The organism is Bartonella sp. MU37NMGALS (assembly GCF_042194015.1).
GTDB classification, from domain to species: Bacteria; Pseudomonadota; Alphaproteobacteria; order Rhizobiales; family Rhizobiaceae; genus Bartonella; species Bartonella grahamii.
Map to the genome: position 1 here is coordinate 28,955 of NZ_JBHIML010000011.1, position 15,773 is coordinate 44,727.

General features: G+C 36.7%; 17 protein-coding genes and 1 tRNA gene. 13 read left to right on the top strand and 5 right to left on the bottom strand.

The genetic code is table 11. From position 1 onward, the window contains the following. Positions 1-37 precede the first annotated feature (37 nt). The gene (locus ACFIJP_RS06735) at positions 38-493 is read left to right on the top strand and encodes a 6,7-dimethyl-8-ribityllumazine synthase (RefSeq protein WP_375626469.1); all 456 of its coding nucleotides are present in this window, start codon (positions 38-40) and stop codon (positions 491-493) included. Between the two features lie 2 nt (positions 494-495). Continuing rightward, entirely contained in the window at positions 496-966 is a 471-nt protein-coding gene (gene nusB, locus ACFIJP_RS06740; protein WP_375626471.1) for a transcription antitermination factor NusB, read from the top strand. Positions 967-1,042: 76 nt separating this feature from the next. Here the strand turns inward: nusB and ACFIJP_RS06745 are convergent, their stop codons facing one another. Next, positions 1,043-1,522: an outer membrane protein assembly factor BamE gene (locus ACFIJP_RS06745; RefSeq protein ID WP_375626497.1), complete on the bottom strand. Its 480-nt coding sequence runs from the start codon at positions 1,520-1,522 to the stop codon at positions 1,043-1,045. A gap of 221 nt (positions 1,523-1,743) precedes the next feature. Here ACFIJP_RS06745 and ACFIJP_RS06750 point away from each other — a divergent pair, with 221 nt between their 5' ends. The 5 genes from ACFIJP_RS06750 (at position 1,744) to ACFIJP_RS06770 (ending at position 5,633) form a co-directional block, all read left to right on the top strand. Further along, the gene (locus ACFIJP_RS06750; RefSeq protein WP_375626473.1) at positions 1,744-2,301 is read left to right on the top strand and encodes a DUF177 domain-containing protein; all 558 of its coding nucleotides are present in this window, start codon (positions 1,744-1,746) and stop codon (positions 2,299-2,301) included. A gap of 145 nt (positions 2,302-2,446) precedes the next feature. Beyond that, a complete protein-coding gene (plsX, locus tag ACFIJP_RS06755; RefSeq protein ID WP_375626475.1) occupies positions 2,447-3,517 on the top strand; it encodes a phosphate acyltransferase PlsX in 1,071 nt (356 codons plus the stop codon). A 49-nt stretch (positions 3,518-3,566) separates the two neighbouring features. Beyond that, complete coding sequence (locus ACFIJP_RS06760) at positions 3,567-4,541, top strand: beta-ketoacyl-ACP synthase III (protein WP_375626477.1); 975 nt, start codon at positions 3,567-3,569, stop codon at positions 4,539-4,541. Positions 4,542-4,618: 77 nt separating this feature from the next. Continuing rightward, on the top strand, positions 4,619-4,942 hold the full coding sequence (locus tag ACFIJP_RS06765; protein WP_375626479.1) for an integration host factor subunit alpha: 324 nt from the start codon (positions 4,619-4,621) through the stop codon (positions 4,940-4,942). 187 nt (positions 4,943-5,129) lie between these two features. After that, complete coding sequence (locus ACFIJP_RS06770) at positions 5,130-5,633, top strand: MerR family transcriptional regulator (protein WP_375607116.1); 504 nt, start codon at positions 5,130-5,132, stop codon at positions 5,631-5,633. Between the two features lie 1,031 nt (positions 5,634-6,664). On the opposite strand, the gene thrS is transcribed toward ACFIJP_RS06770, so the two are convergent. The 3 genes from thrS to ACFIJP_RS06785 all read right to left on the bottom strand — a co-directional run bounded on the left by thrS (position 6,665) and on the right by ACFIJP_RS06785 (position 9,532). Then, positions 6,665-8,641, bottom strand: coding sequence for a threonine--tRNA ligase (gene thrS / locus ACFIJP_RS06775; RefSeq protein ID WP_375626481.1), 1,977 nt, complete (start codon positions 8,639-8,641; stop codon positions 6,665-6,667). A 111-nt stretch (positions 8,642-8,752) separates the two neighbouring features. Continuing rightward, positions 8,753-9,103 carry a membrane protein insertion efficiency factor YidD gene (yidD, locus tag ACFIJP_RS06780; protein ID WP_375626483.1) on the bottom strand — a complete coding sequence of 117 codons (351 nt, stop codon included), beginning with the start codon at positions 9,101-9,103 and terminating at the stop codon, positions 8,753-8,755. After that, the gene (locus ACFIJP_RS06785) at positions 9,104-9,532 is read right to left on the bottom strand and encodes an iron-sulfur cluster assembly scaffold protein (RefSeq protein WP_375626485.1); all 429 of its coding nucleotides are present in this window, start codon (positions 9,530-9,532) and stop codon (positions 9,104-9,106) included. A gap of 125 nt (positions 9,533-9,657) precedes the next feature. On the opposite strand from ACFIJP_RS06785, the gene folE reads away from it, so the two are divergent. From folE to ACFIJP_RS06815, 6 genes are all read left to right on the top strand, one after another. After that, on the top strand, positions 9,658-10,278 hold the full coding sequence (gene folE / locus ACFIJP_RS06790) for a GTP cyclohydrolase I FolE (protein WP_375620182.1): 621 nt from the start codon (positions 9,658-9,660) through the stop codon (positions 10,276-10,278). Positions 10,279-10,417: 139 nt separating this feature from the next. After that, positions 10,418-10,502 (top strand) — tRNA-Leu (locus ACFIJP_RS06795). Between the two features lie 191 nt (positions 10,503-10,693). Further along, positions 10,694-11,866 (top strand): alpha/beta hydrolase, encoded by a 1,173-nt coding sequence (locus tag ACFIJP_RS06800; protein WP_375626487.1) that lies wholly within the window; start codon positions 10,694-10,696, stop codon positions 11,864-11,866. Positions 11,867-12,001: 135 nt separating this feature from the next. Then, entirely contained in the window at positions 12,002-12,508 is a 507-nt protein-coding gene (locus ACFIJP_RS06805; protein WP_375626489.1) for a hypothetical protein, read from the top strand. 678 nt (positions 12,509-13,186) lie between these two features. Then, on the top strand, positions 13,187-14,344 hold the full coding sequence (locus tag ACFIJP_RS06810) for a tyrosine-type recombinase/integrase (protein ID WP_375626491.1): 1,158 nt from the start codon (positions 13,187-13,189) through the stop codon (positions 14,342-14,344). A 272-nt stretch (positions 14,345-14,616) separates the two neighbouring features. Beyond that, positions 14,617-15,150 (top strand): antA/AntB antirepressor family protein, encoded by a 534-nt coding sequence (locus ACFIJP_RS06815; protein WP_375626493.1) that lies wholly within the window; start codon positions 14,617-14,619, stop codon positions 15,148-15,150. Positions 15,151-15,318: 168 nt separating this feature from the next. On the opposite strand, the gene ACFIJP_RS06820 is transcribed toward ACFIJP_RS06815, so the two are convergent. Next, a complete protein-coding gene (locus ACFIJP_RS06820; protein WP_375620805.1) occupies positions 15,319-15,531 on the bottom strand; it encodes a hypothetical protein in 213 nt (70 codons plus the stop codon). Positions 15,532-15,773 lie beyond the last annotated feature (242 nt).

Sequence of the window (15,773 nt, forward strand, 5' to 3'; positions counted from 1 at the left end):
CTTGATTTTTTTGATTCGTTTTTTGTGGAATTCCATTATGATGAAAGAGATACGTAAAAAGCCTCACGTATTGATTGTTGAAGCACGTTTTTATGAGGGGATTTCTGATGCGCTTTTGAGAGGTGCAGTGAATACTTTGCAAAAAGCTGAAGCAAGTTATGATGTTGTAACGGTTCCTGGAGCATTAGAAATACCAAGTGCAATAGCTTTTGCTGAACAAAATAAGATATCTTATGATGGTTATGTTGCTCTTGGTTGTGTTATTCGGGGCGAAACATATCACTTTGAAATTGTTGCTAATGGTTCTTGTCGTGCATTGATGGATTTAACTATTCATCAGCACTTGGCTATTGGAAATGGTATTTTGACTGTTGAAAATGAAGAACAAGCATGGGTGCGTGCGAATCTAGATGACAAAAATAAAGGTGGTTTTGCGGCTGAAGCTGCTTTATGTATGATCGCTCTAAAAAAGAGATTTGGAGATAATCGTTAAATATGGCTGATATAAAAAGCAGACATTTTCCGCGTTCAGCCAATAAACGTGGAGCAGCAAGACTCGCTGCAGTTCAAGCCCTCTATCAAATGGATATCGTGGGTTCGGGGGTGATGGAAATAGCAGCTGAGTATGAAGCTTATCGTTTGGGAAAAGATATCGATGGAGACCAGTATCTTGAAGCTGATTTTCAATGGTTTTTGGCTATTATAACGGGTGTTGTAAAAGATCAAAAGCAGCTTGATCCTCTGCTTCATCAACAGCTTTCTGCAGAGTGGTCTCTTTCACGTCTTGATTCTATATTGCGAGCAATTTTACGAGCAGGTTTATGGGAGTTGATCAACCGTAAAGATGTTCCTGTTGCGGTTGTCATGAATGAATATGTTGACATAGCTAAGGCGTTTTTTGAAGGTGATGAGCCAAAACTTGTTAATGCAGTTCTCGACAGTATGGCAAAAAAAGTCCGCCCATAAGAGCTAGAAATCCCCCATTATTAGGTCAGATATTATCAGACCTAATAATATTGAGACGGTATGTAGACTATATGATTTAGTTATGGGGTGGCAAATTCGCAGGGCCTTTTATAATTTGAATTAAAAAAGGATGTTCTTTTGTTACAGTTGGTGTTGTTTGTGCAATAAAATCAAACACTTGACCGTCTTGTAATCCGTAATTAGCAACTTTTGCAACCTGATTATTTTTATTGAAGTAAATGGCTAAAACTTTGCGATCAATAATCTTTGTTTTCATAAACTGCATCCCACGATAGCGTGTCTGTGAGATGTAATAAAAAACTTCATTATCATATTTTGTTTTTAATGAAGGGGTCCCTAAAGTTAAAAGAACTTGCTCTTGACTTGAGCCAACAGAAATAGAACTTAGAGCATTTCTATCAAGAACATAGCCCTCTCTATAAATTTGGCTCGAACCTGAAGAATCGAGAAGACCACATCCAGCAAGCATTCCTATGCTTGTTATTGATAGACCAATCAATAATTTACGTTTGATTAAGGCTATTATGTGAGGCATTTGAAACAATGATATCTCCTTTTTATACTGAGATGTAGGACAAGAAGGCAACCTCAAGTTTTTTCTAATTTTAGCTTAATCTACCGTAGCTTACACTGAGCTTCCCTGTTATAAAGTGAATTATGCCATATAGAATTTCTTTAGAAAAGAAAAAAATGCATGAATACTTGATATAAATAAAAACACAGTGCTTTATGCGTTTTTATCTTTGGGAGTTGTCAATGAATGTTAAAAATATTCCTCAAATGACATTTGCTTTGGCTTATCCAATATCCGTACGTTCTCTACCTGCTAAAGGTATAAGGGTTCATTTTTGTGCAAACAAAAAAGAATGTACAAATTTAGCTCAGAACCATGATTTAATTGAAGTAAAATCTTGTGAGGGAAATTTCCATATTTTCCCGTGGAAAAAACGCGGAGTACGTATAAAAGGTCTGTTGCAAGCGCGCATACTACAGTTATGTGTTGTTACATTAGAACCATTAGAAAATATCCTTTGTGAAAATATTGAGGTTGTTTTTGTTCCTGAAGATTCAAATTTGATGAAGCCCAAAATATCAGAGGATACAGGAGAATTGTTTTTAGATGTGGAGGGGCTTGATACTCCTGAAGTGTTTTATGATGATAAAATTGATATTGGTGCAATCATGGAAGAGTTTTTTGAGTTGTCTATTAATCATTATCCACGTAAAGAGAGAATAAAGATGGATATGGTTGAAAATTTAGAAGAAGCAGAGCAAAAATTCTCGCCATTTTCTGTTTTGAAAAATTGGAAGTGATTGTAAAAACATAAAATATCTATTGTATGCTAAACGATATTTTCTGCGGAGCGATTTTTGCAAGATTTGCTTTGTGAGTGTTCAGGAGCCAAAAATCATAATATGTGTTTAAAGATGTAAATGAAAAGATGTGGGATATGCAAGCGTGATTAGAATTTCTGTGGATGTCATGGGCGGTGATTACGGTCCAGAAGCAGCTATTGCAGGAGCAGCAATTGTACAAAAATATTTATCAAATATTTATTTTCTGTTTTATGGAATAGAGGAGGACGTTCGTCCAGTTTTAAAAAAATACCCTTGTTTGGATTCTGTATCGCGCTTTTGCCCTACAGAAAGTTATACACGCATGGATGAAAAGCCAAGCCAAGCACTTCGTAATGGACGTGGTAAATCATCAATGTGGTACGCCATTGAAGCGGTAAAAAATGGTGAAGCTGATGCTTGCATTTCTGCTGGTAATACGGGTGCACTCATGGCCATGTCTTATTTTTGTTTGAAAATGCTCGCAGAGGCTGAACGTCCTGGTATTGCGGGTATCTGGCCAACACTTCGCAGTGAGAGTATCGTTTTGGATATTGGGGCAACAATTGGTGCCTCTGCTGGTCAGTTGGTTGATTTGGCGGTTATGGGAGCGGGTATGTTTCGCGCTTTATATCACACTGAAAGACCAAGTGTTGGGCTTTTAAATGTGGGGGTGGAAGAGGTTAAAGGACTTTATCAAATAAAAAAAGCAGGAATGATATTGCGTGAAGTGCAATTAGAAGGATTGGAATATAAAGGATTTGTTGAGGGCAATGACATTGGAAAAGGAACAGTCGATGTTGTTGTAACAGAGGGGTTTTCTGGTAATATTGCTTTAAAAACCGCAGAAGGAACCGCGCGACAGATAGGAGAGATTTTAAACTCCGCACTGCGCAGTTCTTTTTTAACATCTCTTGGCTATTTTTTATCGCGGGGTGCTTTTCGTACGCTGAAACACAAAATGGATCCCGATAGGGTGAATGGAGGAGTGCTTTTGGGGTTGAATGGTGTTGTGATCAAAAGCCATGGGAGTGCTAATGCTAACGGTTTTGCTTCTGCTATCCGCGTTGGTTATGAGATGGTTAATAATGGACTTTTGAAAAAAATAACAGCTGATTTGCGACGGTTTCATGAGAATAAAGAAACACTTTTTGATCAAGAAGGTGAAGAGACAGTGAATGGAGAGTCCTTATGATAAGCTCTTATAATAGAAATGAAAAATTTGAAGAAAAGGTAAGAGCTTAATGATTCGGTCAATTATACGTGGTGTAGGAAGTGCTTTGCCGAAGAAAAGTTTATCAAATGATGAGATTGCAAAGTTTGTTGAAACGTCAGATTCATGGATTGTTCAGCGTACAGGAATACGCCAACGTTATATTGCCAGTGAAAATGAAACAACTGTTTCTTTAGGAGTTGAGGCTGCGCAAGCAGCACTTACAAATGCTGGTTTAACAATAAAAGACATTGATTGTATTATTTTAGCAACGTCCACCCCGAATCGTACTTTTCCTGCTTCTGCTGTTGAAATTCAGCGTGCTTTGGGAATGAGCCATGGATTTGCTTTTGATATTCAAGCTGTTTGCTCTGGTTTTATTTTTGCTTTAACAACAGGAGATTCTTATTTACGGTGTGGAGCGGCTAAAAGAATTTTAGTTATTGGATCCGATACATTTTCTCGAATTTTAGATTGGGAAGATCGTACGACATGTGTTTTGTTTGGTGATGGTGCGGGTGCTGCTATTTTGGAAGCACAGGAAATTGAGGGGGGTATTGCTTTTGAGCGTGGTATATTGTCTGCGAAATTGCGCTCTAATGGTGCTTATATAGATAAGCTATATGTTGATGGTGGACCTTCAACAACACAAACGACAGGCTATTTGCGTATGGAAGGACGAGAAGTTTTTAAATATGCTGTTGGTATGATAACGGATGTGGTTGATGATTGTTTTGCAGCTGCAGGTATGGATTCTTCACAACTAGATTGGTTTGTACCTCATCAGGCTAATAAGCGCATTATTGAAGCATCTGCTAAAAAACTGGGAATTTCACTAGATAAAGTTGTGATTACCGTTGATCAACATGGTAATACGTCTGCGGCATCAGTTCCGTTGGCTTTAACAACAGCTGTTTGCGATGGAAAAATAAAAGAAGGAGATCTTATCATGTTAGAGGCCATGGGAGGTGGATTTACATGGGGAGCAATTCTTATTCGTTGGTAAATTATGGCTACTTGACCATATTTCAAGAAAACGTATAAGTCATTTTGTAATTTTTAATATTTTAATAGGTGGTTATAATGACAAGTAAGACAGTAACGCGTGCAGATTTAGCGAGCGTAGTTTGTAAAAGAGTGGGCTTGTCACATACTGAATCAGCAGCTTTAGTCGAATTGGTTTTGGATGAGATTTGCAACTCACTTGTAAGAGGAGAAGCGGTTAAATTATCTTCTTTTGCAACTTTTCAGGTTCGCAGTAAAAACGAACGTGTTGGACGCAATCCAAAAACAGGTGTTGAAGCACCTATTCCGCCGCGACGTGTTGTGACGTTTAAGGCTGCCAATGTCCTTAAACAGAGAATTTTAGATTCGCATCGTGCAAGACAGAAAAATGATATCTCATAAATAAACGCTATGGTATGTTTGGTATTTGTTAAAAAAATTATAAAACAGGGGTCTTTGTTTTTTTTAGAAAAAGACTGTTGAGTAAGTGGTCAATGATGGTCTTATTTTTGACTAATCTTGTTGAGAAATTGAGACAGAATGAGTCATTGTAAAGTAATTTATTTTGTTTTAAATAAGGTGTTACAAAATGGATAAAAGCTCTGATGCTTTTCGCACAATTAGCGAAGTAGCCGAGTTATTGGAGCTTCCGCAGCATGTCTTAAGATTCTGGGAAACACGTTTTAGGCAGATTAAACCAATGAAACGTGGGGGAGGGAGGCGCTATTATCGTCCGGTCGATGTTGATTTGCTCAATGGTATTAAGCAGTTATTATATGATCAGGGTTATACGATAAAAGGTGTGCAACGCCTTTTGAAAGAAAATGGTGTTGCTTTTGTGACTGCATTGGGTAATGGTGATCTTGATGCTATGAATGTAGTAATAGAGAAGAAACATGCAGGACAAACTTCTGAAAATGCTAGCAATAAGCCTAAAAAATCTTCTTTTGGGCTTTTGAGTTTCATGAGGAATGAGGGAGAAACATCTGTCGGTTCTGTGAATCTTTACAAAGATAAAACTGATAAAGCATTGTTACAAGAAATTCTGTTTGAGCTCATTGAATGTAAGCGTGTTCTTGATAGAGCACGATAATAATGATATTTTTTATTTTATATGTGTTTCTTTTTTTAGCAAAGCATGTGTTTTGAAATTGTTTTACAAATAAATATCTAGCGTCTAGCGCGGCAATGTTTTTCGTAGATATTTAGACGTTTTATGGGGGCGCCTAGAGTTTTATATGTTCAACGAGTAGTCATGTATCGTATATGTATATTTAGCGAGTTTTTTATAAGAGTTTTTAATTTGGTAAAATATGAAGAGGGGAAAGAATAAGCACTGAGTTTTGCCATTTTTCTTTGATTCGACTTTATAAAAAGTTAAGGCAATATCTCATCAGTGCAGATTGCGGGATGTATAATGCCATTGGTTTACCAATTCATGTGCTTGTTTTAAAGCGATGTTTCTTAAGGATCCTTAAGCTTATTTTACCATGTAGTTTAGTCTACCCTCAATGATTGCAACAATCCTTAGCACTTTAGGCGGTTCATTGTGGGCATTTTAAAAGTCCTTTCTCAATAATTTTTAACCACACACTCATTCCGCTTTTCTCGTGCCAAAAAATAATTTTGATAGATTCAACATAAACATATTTAAAACGAGAGAATCCTATGATATTTGAAACTTTATTTAATATGAATAAAGATATATTATCATTATAAATCAACATGCTGTCTTTTTTATAAGAGCTTATCTTACGAATAAGATATATTATTGTTCAGCTAATTTTACATATTTTTATTAATAAACGTAATCTTGTTTTCAGTCTCCTTGATTGATGTTACTATCATTATCGTAATGATCTATCTATGATAATAGCACCATCTTTTCATTATAAAGGTAAAAGATGAATGTTATCATTAATATTCAATTATCTATGATTTTTACATTTAAACAGCTCGTAGCGTACATTCAATTTTTTCACCAATCCACCTTGTAAAGAATGATCACGTGCTTCTTTCTGGTGTTCGGTAATTGTGTATAAAAGCAAAATGCACGACGTTTCATTTTGTGCAAAAATTGAAGATTTATAGTAAAAAATTAACGTATTACCATCTTTTGTGATGTTATGCATTTATTACACGTTGCAAATCCGGAGGTGTTGCCTCATTTAAGAGTTGTTTAATCATATCTTCTACAGATAAAAGGGTTTGATTTGTACTTCCTAAGCGGCGCATATTTACGCTGTTTGTTTCAGCTTCACGTTTACCACATACCAAAATTACGGGGATTTTTTGTAAAGAATGTTCTCGTATTTTATAGTTAATTTTTTCATTGCGGAGATCTGTTGTTGCGGAAAGTCCAATAGCTCTAAGTTTTGCTGTTATTTTTTGGGCATATTCATTTGCTTCGGACGTAATTGTTGCAACAACAACTTGTTCAGGAGCAAGCCAAAGTGGCATATGTCCAGCAAAATTTTCGATTAATATACCAAGAAAACGCTCCATTGATCCAAAGATAGCACGGTGGATCATAACAGGTTGACGTTTTTCTGAATCTTTATCAATATAGAATGCACCAAAACGTTCGGGGAGATTAAAGTCTATTTGTGTTGTTCCACATTGCCATTCGCGACCGATAGCATCCTTTAATGTATATTCAAATTTTGGACCATAAAATGCTCCTTCACCTGGAAGGATGCTTGTTTTGATTTGTCCTGCAAATTTTGTTTCAATCGTTTTAAGGACAGATTCCATGATACTTTCTGCATGATCCCATAATGCATCAGACCCAACTCGTTTTTCTGGACGTGTTGAAAGCTTAAGACTAATTTCTTTAAAACCAAAATCAGCATAAGTTGATAAAATAAGATCATTAATACTGAGACATTCATCGGCTAATTGTTCATCAGTACAAAAAATATGCGCATCATCTTGCGTAAAACCACGCACACGCATAAGACCATGTAAAGAGCCCGAAGGCTCATAACGATGAACAAGTCCAAATTCAGCAAGTCTGATAGGCAAATCACGATAAGATTTTAAACCATGTTTAAAAATTTGCACATGACCAGGGCAATTCATGGGCTTAAGGGCATAAACATTCCTATGATCTGAATCTTCTGCTGCTGGAATTACTTTGAACATATTCTCCTTATACCAGCCCCAATGGCCAGATATTTCCCAGAGTGATCTATCGAGAACTTGTGGTGCATTAACTTCAGCATATTGATGATCATCAAGGCGTCTACGCATATAGTTGATCAAGTTTTGGAACATTTTCCAACCTTTTTTATGCCAAAAAATCATTCCTGGCCCTTCTTCTTGAAAATGAAATAAGTCCATTTCACGTCCCAAGCGGCGATGATCACGTTTTTCAGCTTCTTCTAGCATATGGAGGTAGGCTTTTAAGTCATTTTCATTTGCAAATGCTGTTCCATAAATTCTTGTGAGCATTGGATTATTGGCATCGCCACGCCAATAAGCTCCTGCGACTTTCATTAATTTGAAAGCATTCCCAATTTGCCCTGTAGATTGCATGTGCGGTCCGCGGCAAAGATCAAACCATTTTCCTTGATAATAAATTTTTAAATCTTGATTTTCAGGAATGCTATCAATAAGTTCAACTTTATAAAATTCCTTTTTCTCAGAAAAAATTTTTCTCGCTTTTTCACGAGACCAAATTTCTTTTCTGAAAGGTTTATTGCGTTGGATAATTTCACGCATTTTCTTTTCAATGACGGTGAGATCATCTAATGTAAAAGGTTGTTGGCGTGCAAAATCATAATAGAATCCATTCTCAATGACAGGACCTATTGTTACTTGCGTTTCAGGAAAGAGTTCTTGCACTGCTTCAGCAAGGACATGGGCGCAGTCATGCCTTATGAGTTCAAGAGCGCGTGAATCTTCTCGGGTAATAATCTCTACTTGACCAGATTGTTCCAATGGATCCGATAAGTCTCGTGTGATACCATCAAGCCTATAGGCGACAGCTTTTTTTGCGAGTGATTTAGAAATGGATTCTGCTAATTCCAGACCAGTCATTTCGGAGGGGTAATTACGTTTTGAACCATCAGGAAAAGAAAGAGAAACAGAGCAAGACATAAAAACACCCTTTTAATCCAATTCCGCTAACGATTGCGGATGGTTTCGTGAAAATTGAGTAAAAAGCTTATAGACTGATTTTTTATCAATACATACGAAAAAAGAAAAGGATTATTTGTTGTGTTTGTCAGAAATTTTCCAGTAACGCCAAGGTTTATAAAAACAGCAAGAATTTCCAAGAGAAATAGGTACTGGGTCAAAGCCATCTGTTCCAAAGGGCCCACAACGTATGATACGAAAGAGTCCCATCCATGCACCAGCCCAAAGCCCATGGCGTGCAATCGCTTCATATGTATATTCTGAACAAGTCGGGGCATGGCGACATTGATTGCCTATAAGACTTGAAAGTGTTATTTGATAGAAGCGTATTAAGAAAATACCCAATAATCGTCCAGGTGTTTTTTGCCAATTGCCTGTGTAATTTCGAGTCAATTTTTTTTGTCGAGATTGTGATTTGAACATTTATTTTTCTTCAATTTTTTGAATGCAGTCTATCGTTGCATCAAAGGGTAGTAGTGTTGCTGCATGGCGCATTTTATAATCTTTAATGGGCTGTAAGCAAGAAAAATCCTTAAATGGAGCTTGAGGAGAAGGACCATTTTGCGTTAGCATTTGATAAATAACTTCACGCAATATTTTAAGATCTTGTGTTGTTTGTCCGATGATATGAGATGCTAAAAGTGAAGCCGATGCTTGCCCTAGCACACATGCGTGTATTTCATGGGCAAAATCCGTAATAATACCATTTTCCACTTTTAAATCTACAGTGATTGTCGAACCACAAAGGTGTGCATGTTTTTTTGATGTTGCATCAGGATTATTAAGACGCCCAATTTTTCCTATATGTGCAGCATATTTAAGTATTTTATCATTATAGATATTATCAATCATGCGCTATTGCCTGAAATTTTGAGAGTCGTGATTGTTTAAACTTTTAATTCGCTTATATAGAGATTATACAAAATGAAATAGGTATGGAGCAAATGCTTTGTATAGAGTAAGCTTGGAGTTTTTGAATGCGTAATGTTGTTAAAGAAGACGCGAAGGATTCTTTTTTATCTGAAGAAAAGCGTCCGAGTATTGAAGAGGTGGAAGAAGCGATTCGTACATTACTCTTATGGATAGGGGAAAATCCAAATAGAGAAGGGCTTTTAGATACTCCAAGACGTATAGCCAAGGCATATCGCGAGCTTTTTAGTGGTTATAGTCAATCGGTTAAAGAAACCTTAGGTACAGTTTTTGAAGAGGTTTCAGGATATAATGAAGCCGTAATCGTAAAAAATATACCTTTTTATTCACACTGTGAGCATCATATGATCCCAATTATTGGGAAAGCACATATAGCATATCTTCCTAATGAAAAAATTGTTGGCCTTTCAAAAATTGTGCGTGTTGTAGATATTTTTTCTCGTCGTTTACAAACACAAGAAGCTATGACAGCGCAAGTGGCTCACGCGTTAAAAACGTATCTGAAGCCTCATGGTGTAGCAGTATTGATTGAGGCGGAGCACATGTGTATGGCTATGAGAGGAATCCAAAAACAGGGCTCTACAACAATTACAAAAAACTTTCATGGTTATTATGAAAAAGATCAAGCTGCACAAGCACACTTTATGATGATGATTCAAAGATCGTAGTAAAGTCGATATTTTTAGTAATCTCTATTAAGTTATAAAGCATCCGGATAAAAATAAATTATGAGAAAGAGAAAATTGGCTTGTACCTTTCTTTATGATTTGTTAAAGGCTAAAAACCAGAATGTTTTTCTTCCCACGTGCGGTCGTGGCGGAATTGGTAGACGCGCAGCGTTGAGGTCGCTGTGGGGCAACCCGTGGAAGTTCGAGTCTTCTCGACCGCACCAGTTAGCGGTGAGTCTCTGTAATGAGATGAAGTTATGTAGAGAGAGGGGATTTATGCGCATTATAGAAAAATCTTTTTTGTATGTTATTTGTTGATGTGTTGCTAATAATGTTTCATTTTTTATTACTTTATCTGTGCATTTGAAATGTTATATTTTTATAGGGTGGGGGTAAAGTTGCAGTGAGAAGTATAATGATTTTGAGATATTTAACACTTCTTATTTGTATTTCTTTATTGTCAGCATGTAGTGATTCACGCGCTGTGCTTTGGCATGGAGTGCATGCAACTCCTTCTATGACTGCAGTAGAAAGAGAAGTTGAAGAGAACCCAGTTTCTCCAAAAGCCATCATTCCAGTGTATGTTGCAACAAGTCGTATGATGCAAAATAATTACGCTCAACCTTATGGTGCAGAGCGATCAAATAAAGTACATTACAATCGCGTTGACGTAGGAATTCCTCAGCAACATACAAAGGGAGTTGTTGAAATAAATGCCTATAAACCTACGCATGATAAGTATTTTGCAGCAGTAGCATTGCAAAAATACGATAATAAAGAACAGTTTAAACAGCAATTAAATGCTGCTTTAGAAAAAAAGCCAAAAGGAAAAAGAGAAATTTTTCTTTTTATCCATGGGTATAATAATAATTTTGCAGATGGTACATTTCGTACAGCACAGTTTACACATGATTATTCTTTAAATGTTGTCGCTGTGCATTATTCTTGGCCTTCTGCCGGATCTGTTCCTCTTTATATTTATGATCGTGACAGTGCTAATTTTGCCCGTGACGGATTGATAGAGCTTTTAACACTTATTAGTGAAACCAATGCTGATCAGATTTCGGTTATTGCGCATTCTATGGGCAATTTTGTTATAATGGAAGCATTTAGAACTTTAGCCTTACAGAAAAAATATAAGCCTATTCGTCGTATTACAAGTTTATTAATGGCGGCACCAGACATTGATGTTGATGTATTTGAGCGCCAACTTAATGATATAAAAAAACTCCCGCAGCCAACAGCTATTTTAGTATCTAGAGCGGATAAAGCTCTCGCGGTTTCAGGACGTCTTACGGGTGGACATCATCGTGTGGGCGATGGCTCAGATATTGAAATGTTGCGTAAAAATGGAATAGCTGTTCTTGATTTCTCTCATGTGGATGGGGGAGCACACAATGTCTTTGCATCTTCACCAACGTTGATGGCTCTTTCTCGAGAAGGTTCTTTGGCTTCCACAATTATGCAAGGTACAGAATTGTCACCTAGTCAAGCCCTTCTTGCTGATGGTAGTAGTGTGTTGGAGAAAACAACACATCTTATCCTTTATACACCTGTACGTTTTCTCTCTCCACGGATTCCACGTTGATAGTGAAAAGAGAGAAGGGGACATCGAATAATGCATTGGAGGTAATATTTTTTAGCACTTTCTTTAGAATGGCTTTGTAAAATGGAAAATAAATAGCGGGATGAATGTAAAAAACAGTCATTAGGTGAGTTTGTGATGATTGCACGGAAACGCTATGTTAATACGCCTACAGTTGTTGATTATTTATCTCATTCCGCAATTAAGTTGTTAGATATTCATGCTATGCTTGTGAAGGTGAGAAAAGGTGATATGGGGGAAAAAGCAAATTTATTGCGTCAAATTGATTCTACAAAAAAACAGTTAGATGAGATAAGCCATGCTCTTATTTTAGAATATCGTAAACGCCAAGAAAATGAGCGTTTTTTAAAACAAATTCTGCTATCCATTTCCGATCAACTTTTTGCACTTAACAATGGTTTTAAGGAAACAGGACGTCTTTTTTTTCAAGAAGTTAGAATACTTCAATCTCAGATGCAATGTTTATATGAGGGAAAGGAGAGGCTGCATTTGTTGAATAGCCAAGAAGCTTTTTGTTCTCCATCAAAGATTGATGAAGTTATTAAACAGTTACAAAAAGCACGAGAAAAGCTTATTCTTGAAAGCCCACATCTCTTTGAAAAAAGCACAAAAGCTAAACAATAAAGTTCTTTTAGTTGAACAGACAGATAATTTGAGTTTTACAGCAAAAAACGCTGTTAAATAGAAGGCTATAATCTTTTAAAAGAAAAAAATTGCTTTAATAAATGAAACGCATGTACTTTATAATCATACTCCTTATCCGATTAAAGCTTTAAAAGACTTTAAGGCTGATGCATTAGGTGGTTTTATTGAAGAAAATGTTTGTGGTAAGAACTTTACAAAAAACTTTCTGATTCTTTTAATAATGGCTCACCGGATAATTTTGCCAATGTTACGGAGTTGTTAGTATATTCATTAGAAACTTAAACTCTAACCTATTTTCTTAATAGGAATTAGTTGAATTTAAAGCATTAAAAAAGAAGTTTGATAAAATAATACGTTTTATAAATTCACGTTTAGCTCTACCTTCTCCTGAATTTAAAAAGGATCGGAAAATGAATAAGCTACACGTAATTAAAACATCATATGGTGCCCCCAGAGAGCGAATCAGGCTTTAGCAACAAGATTCAAAGTATATAAAGATGTGTAAGAGCATATTGATGTCTATAGCTTTTTATGATTCAATAAAAAAAGTAAGTATTAAAGAAAAAATCTCAAATCAGAAATTAAAGGTGGTCTAAAAGGTGGACCAAAAAAGGTGGACGAGCAATGCTTGAAAAGGTGGACGAGAGGGGACGTTAAGTGAGGGCGATTCATCGGTTATCAGCATTACTTGTAAAGTCCTCTCCACAAGGAAAATATTGTGATGGAGCAGGGCTATGGTTGAATGTTCGAAAAGACAATACACGCTCTTGGTTTTTTCGCTATACGCACCACAATAAGCGCCGTGAAATGGGACTTGGTCCTGTTACAAAACTCTCTTTAAAAGAAGCGCGTGAGCTTGCAAGATATTATAGTGATATTCTTAAAGAAGGCAATGATCCTATTGTCTTTCGAGAACAGACTATTTTAAAACAGCAAAGCAATATCTTCCAAGAAATTGCAAAAGCGGCTTTTGAAAGCAAAAAAGCAGAGTTGAAAAATGAAGGTAAAAACGGCCGCTGGTTTTCTCCACTAGAGTTGCACGTTATTCCACACATAGGTAATTTACCTATAGAAAAATTAACAGCCAATATCATTCGCAATGTTCTCGCACCCCTTTGGCATGAAAAAGCAGATACGGCAAGAAAAGCACTTAATCGTATTAACATTTGCTTGAAATATGCTGCGGCTCTTGGTTTAGATGTTGATCTACAGGCTTGTATGAAGGCACGCGCGCTTTTAGGAAAACCACGTACGACATCAACAAATATTCCTGCTATGCCATGGCAAGAAGTGCCGGTTTTTTATCAAAACTTAAAGGATGATATCCTTTCAAATTTAGCATTGAAGTTACTTATTTTGACGGGAGCACGGTCATATTCATTGCGCTATTTGCGCCTTGAACAAATTGATAAAAAGATATGGACTATACCAAAAGAAAACATGAAAGGTATTGTAGGGAAAGTTTCAGACTTTCGCGTGCCACTAAGTGATGAAGCTTTGAGAGTTATTGAAAAAACTCTCCCCTTTGAAAAGAATGGTTTTCTCTTTTCTGGTCTTAGAGGCAACCCCATTTCTGATGCCACCATGGCAAAATATATGACAATTTGCGGCTTAACCTATCGTCCCCATGGTTTTCGTTCAAGCTTACGGGATTGGATAGCAGAGACAACGTCAACACCATTTGAGATTGCCGAAACTGTTCTTGCCCATTCAGTTGGGAGTTCAGTGACAAAAGCTTATATGCGAACGGATTTTTTAGAACAGCGACATGTTCTCTTGGAACAGTGGGCTTCATTTATAACAGGAAAGGCTTGACATTATTTCTGTAATGTGTATTTTCGAATCAGGTGCTTAACAAACACCTTAAAACAACTAGCGGATTGGTTACCGAAATAACTAATTTTCCGCATATTAAAAGCTTTGACTCATTGTATGTTAGACGCATATAATGATTTCGTCGGGTGTGGTTATGCTATAAAATACCTTCACGGGGAAAGCATAACGACGGGCTAGTTGCCGTGTTTGTTAGCACCCGGCACTCTTTTTTAGAGTGTCATTAACAAACCTCTAACAACTAGGAGTTCACTATGAACACTCTCATAGAAATTAAAGAACAAATCATTGGACAAGAAACTGTTCAAACTGTTAACGCACGCGAGTTGCATACGTTTTTAGAAGTTAATATACGCTTCAACGATTGGATTTCACGACGGATTGAAGAATATTCTTTTCAAAAAAATCAGGACTTTGTGAGTTTTACTAAAAATTTAGTAAAACCTAAAGGCGGTCGTCCAAGTACAGAATACCACATCACTTTAGACATGGCGAAAGAGCTCTCAATGGTGGAACGTAATGAGAAAGGACGTCAAGCACGCCGTTACTTTATTGAGTGTGAAAAGAAACTAAAAAACCAAGCTGTTGATTATGATAATGATACGCGCTTTGATTTGCCAAGTTATTGGGAAGGTATGAACGCTGGCGAAAAAGTTTTATATCTTTTAGGTCCTATTCATATGCGTCTTCTTGATGCCTTCAGAGTAGATGAAGAGAATAGAAAATATAAAGCCCTCATTAAAGAAGCTAAGCGGGTTTTAGCAACATCTGTTACGAAAGCTGCTTAGTTTTAAAACCGATTTCATCTCCCCGTTTCAAAAGCGGGGAGGGGATAAAGCTTTCAGTTTTTGGTTAGCCACTGTTTTAAATGTACAAAGACATTATTGATAGTCTCCATGAGACGAGCAAAATTAAGAATCCATTTTCTAAAGAATTTCGCGCGTCTCAGAGTATGTTTAGAGTCGGATATTTGGTTTTTGTGTAAAAATACTTACAAACGCATCCATAATACGTGAAAAATCAAGGGCTAATAAGAGTATAATGAGTACAATCCATTTCGTATAACGAGACATCACCTTTACACTTTTGTAGGTCATGATGATTTCTTGAAGTATTTCTTTTTCTGCTTCTGTAAGCTCTGTATCGTCTTGTGTTTTTTTTCTAGCCATGTTTCCACCCACACACGCGTTCACCTAGATTATTGTGCTTTAAGATCTCTCTTGCTAAGTTTGAACTAATGGTGTTCAGATCTTTCCAGCTTAAATAAATTGGCAACCAGCCAACACAAGAAGAAGCATATTTATTTGTCGCGCAACCAATCAGAGAGAGCAGCACGCACATCAGCATCACTTTTTTGATTAACTTCACTTTCCACCTCCAGACGTGTTGTGGCTGCTTTTAAAGCTTTTTC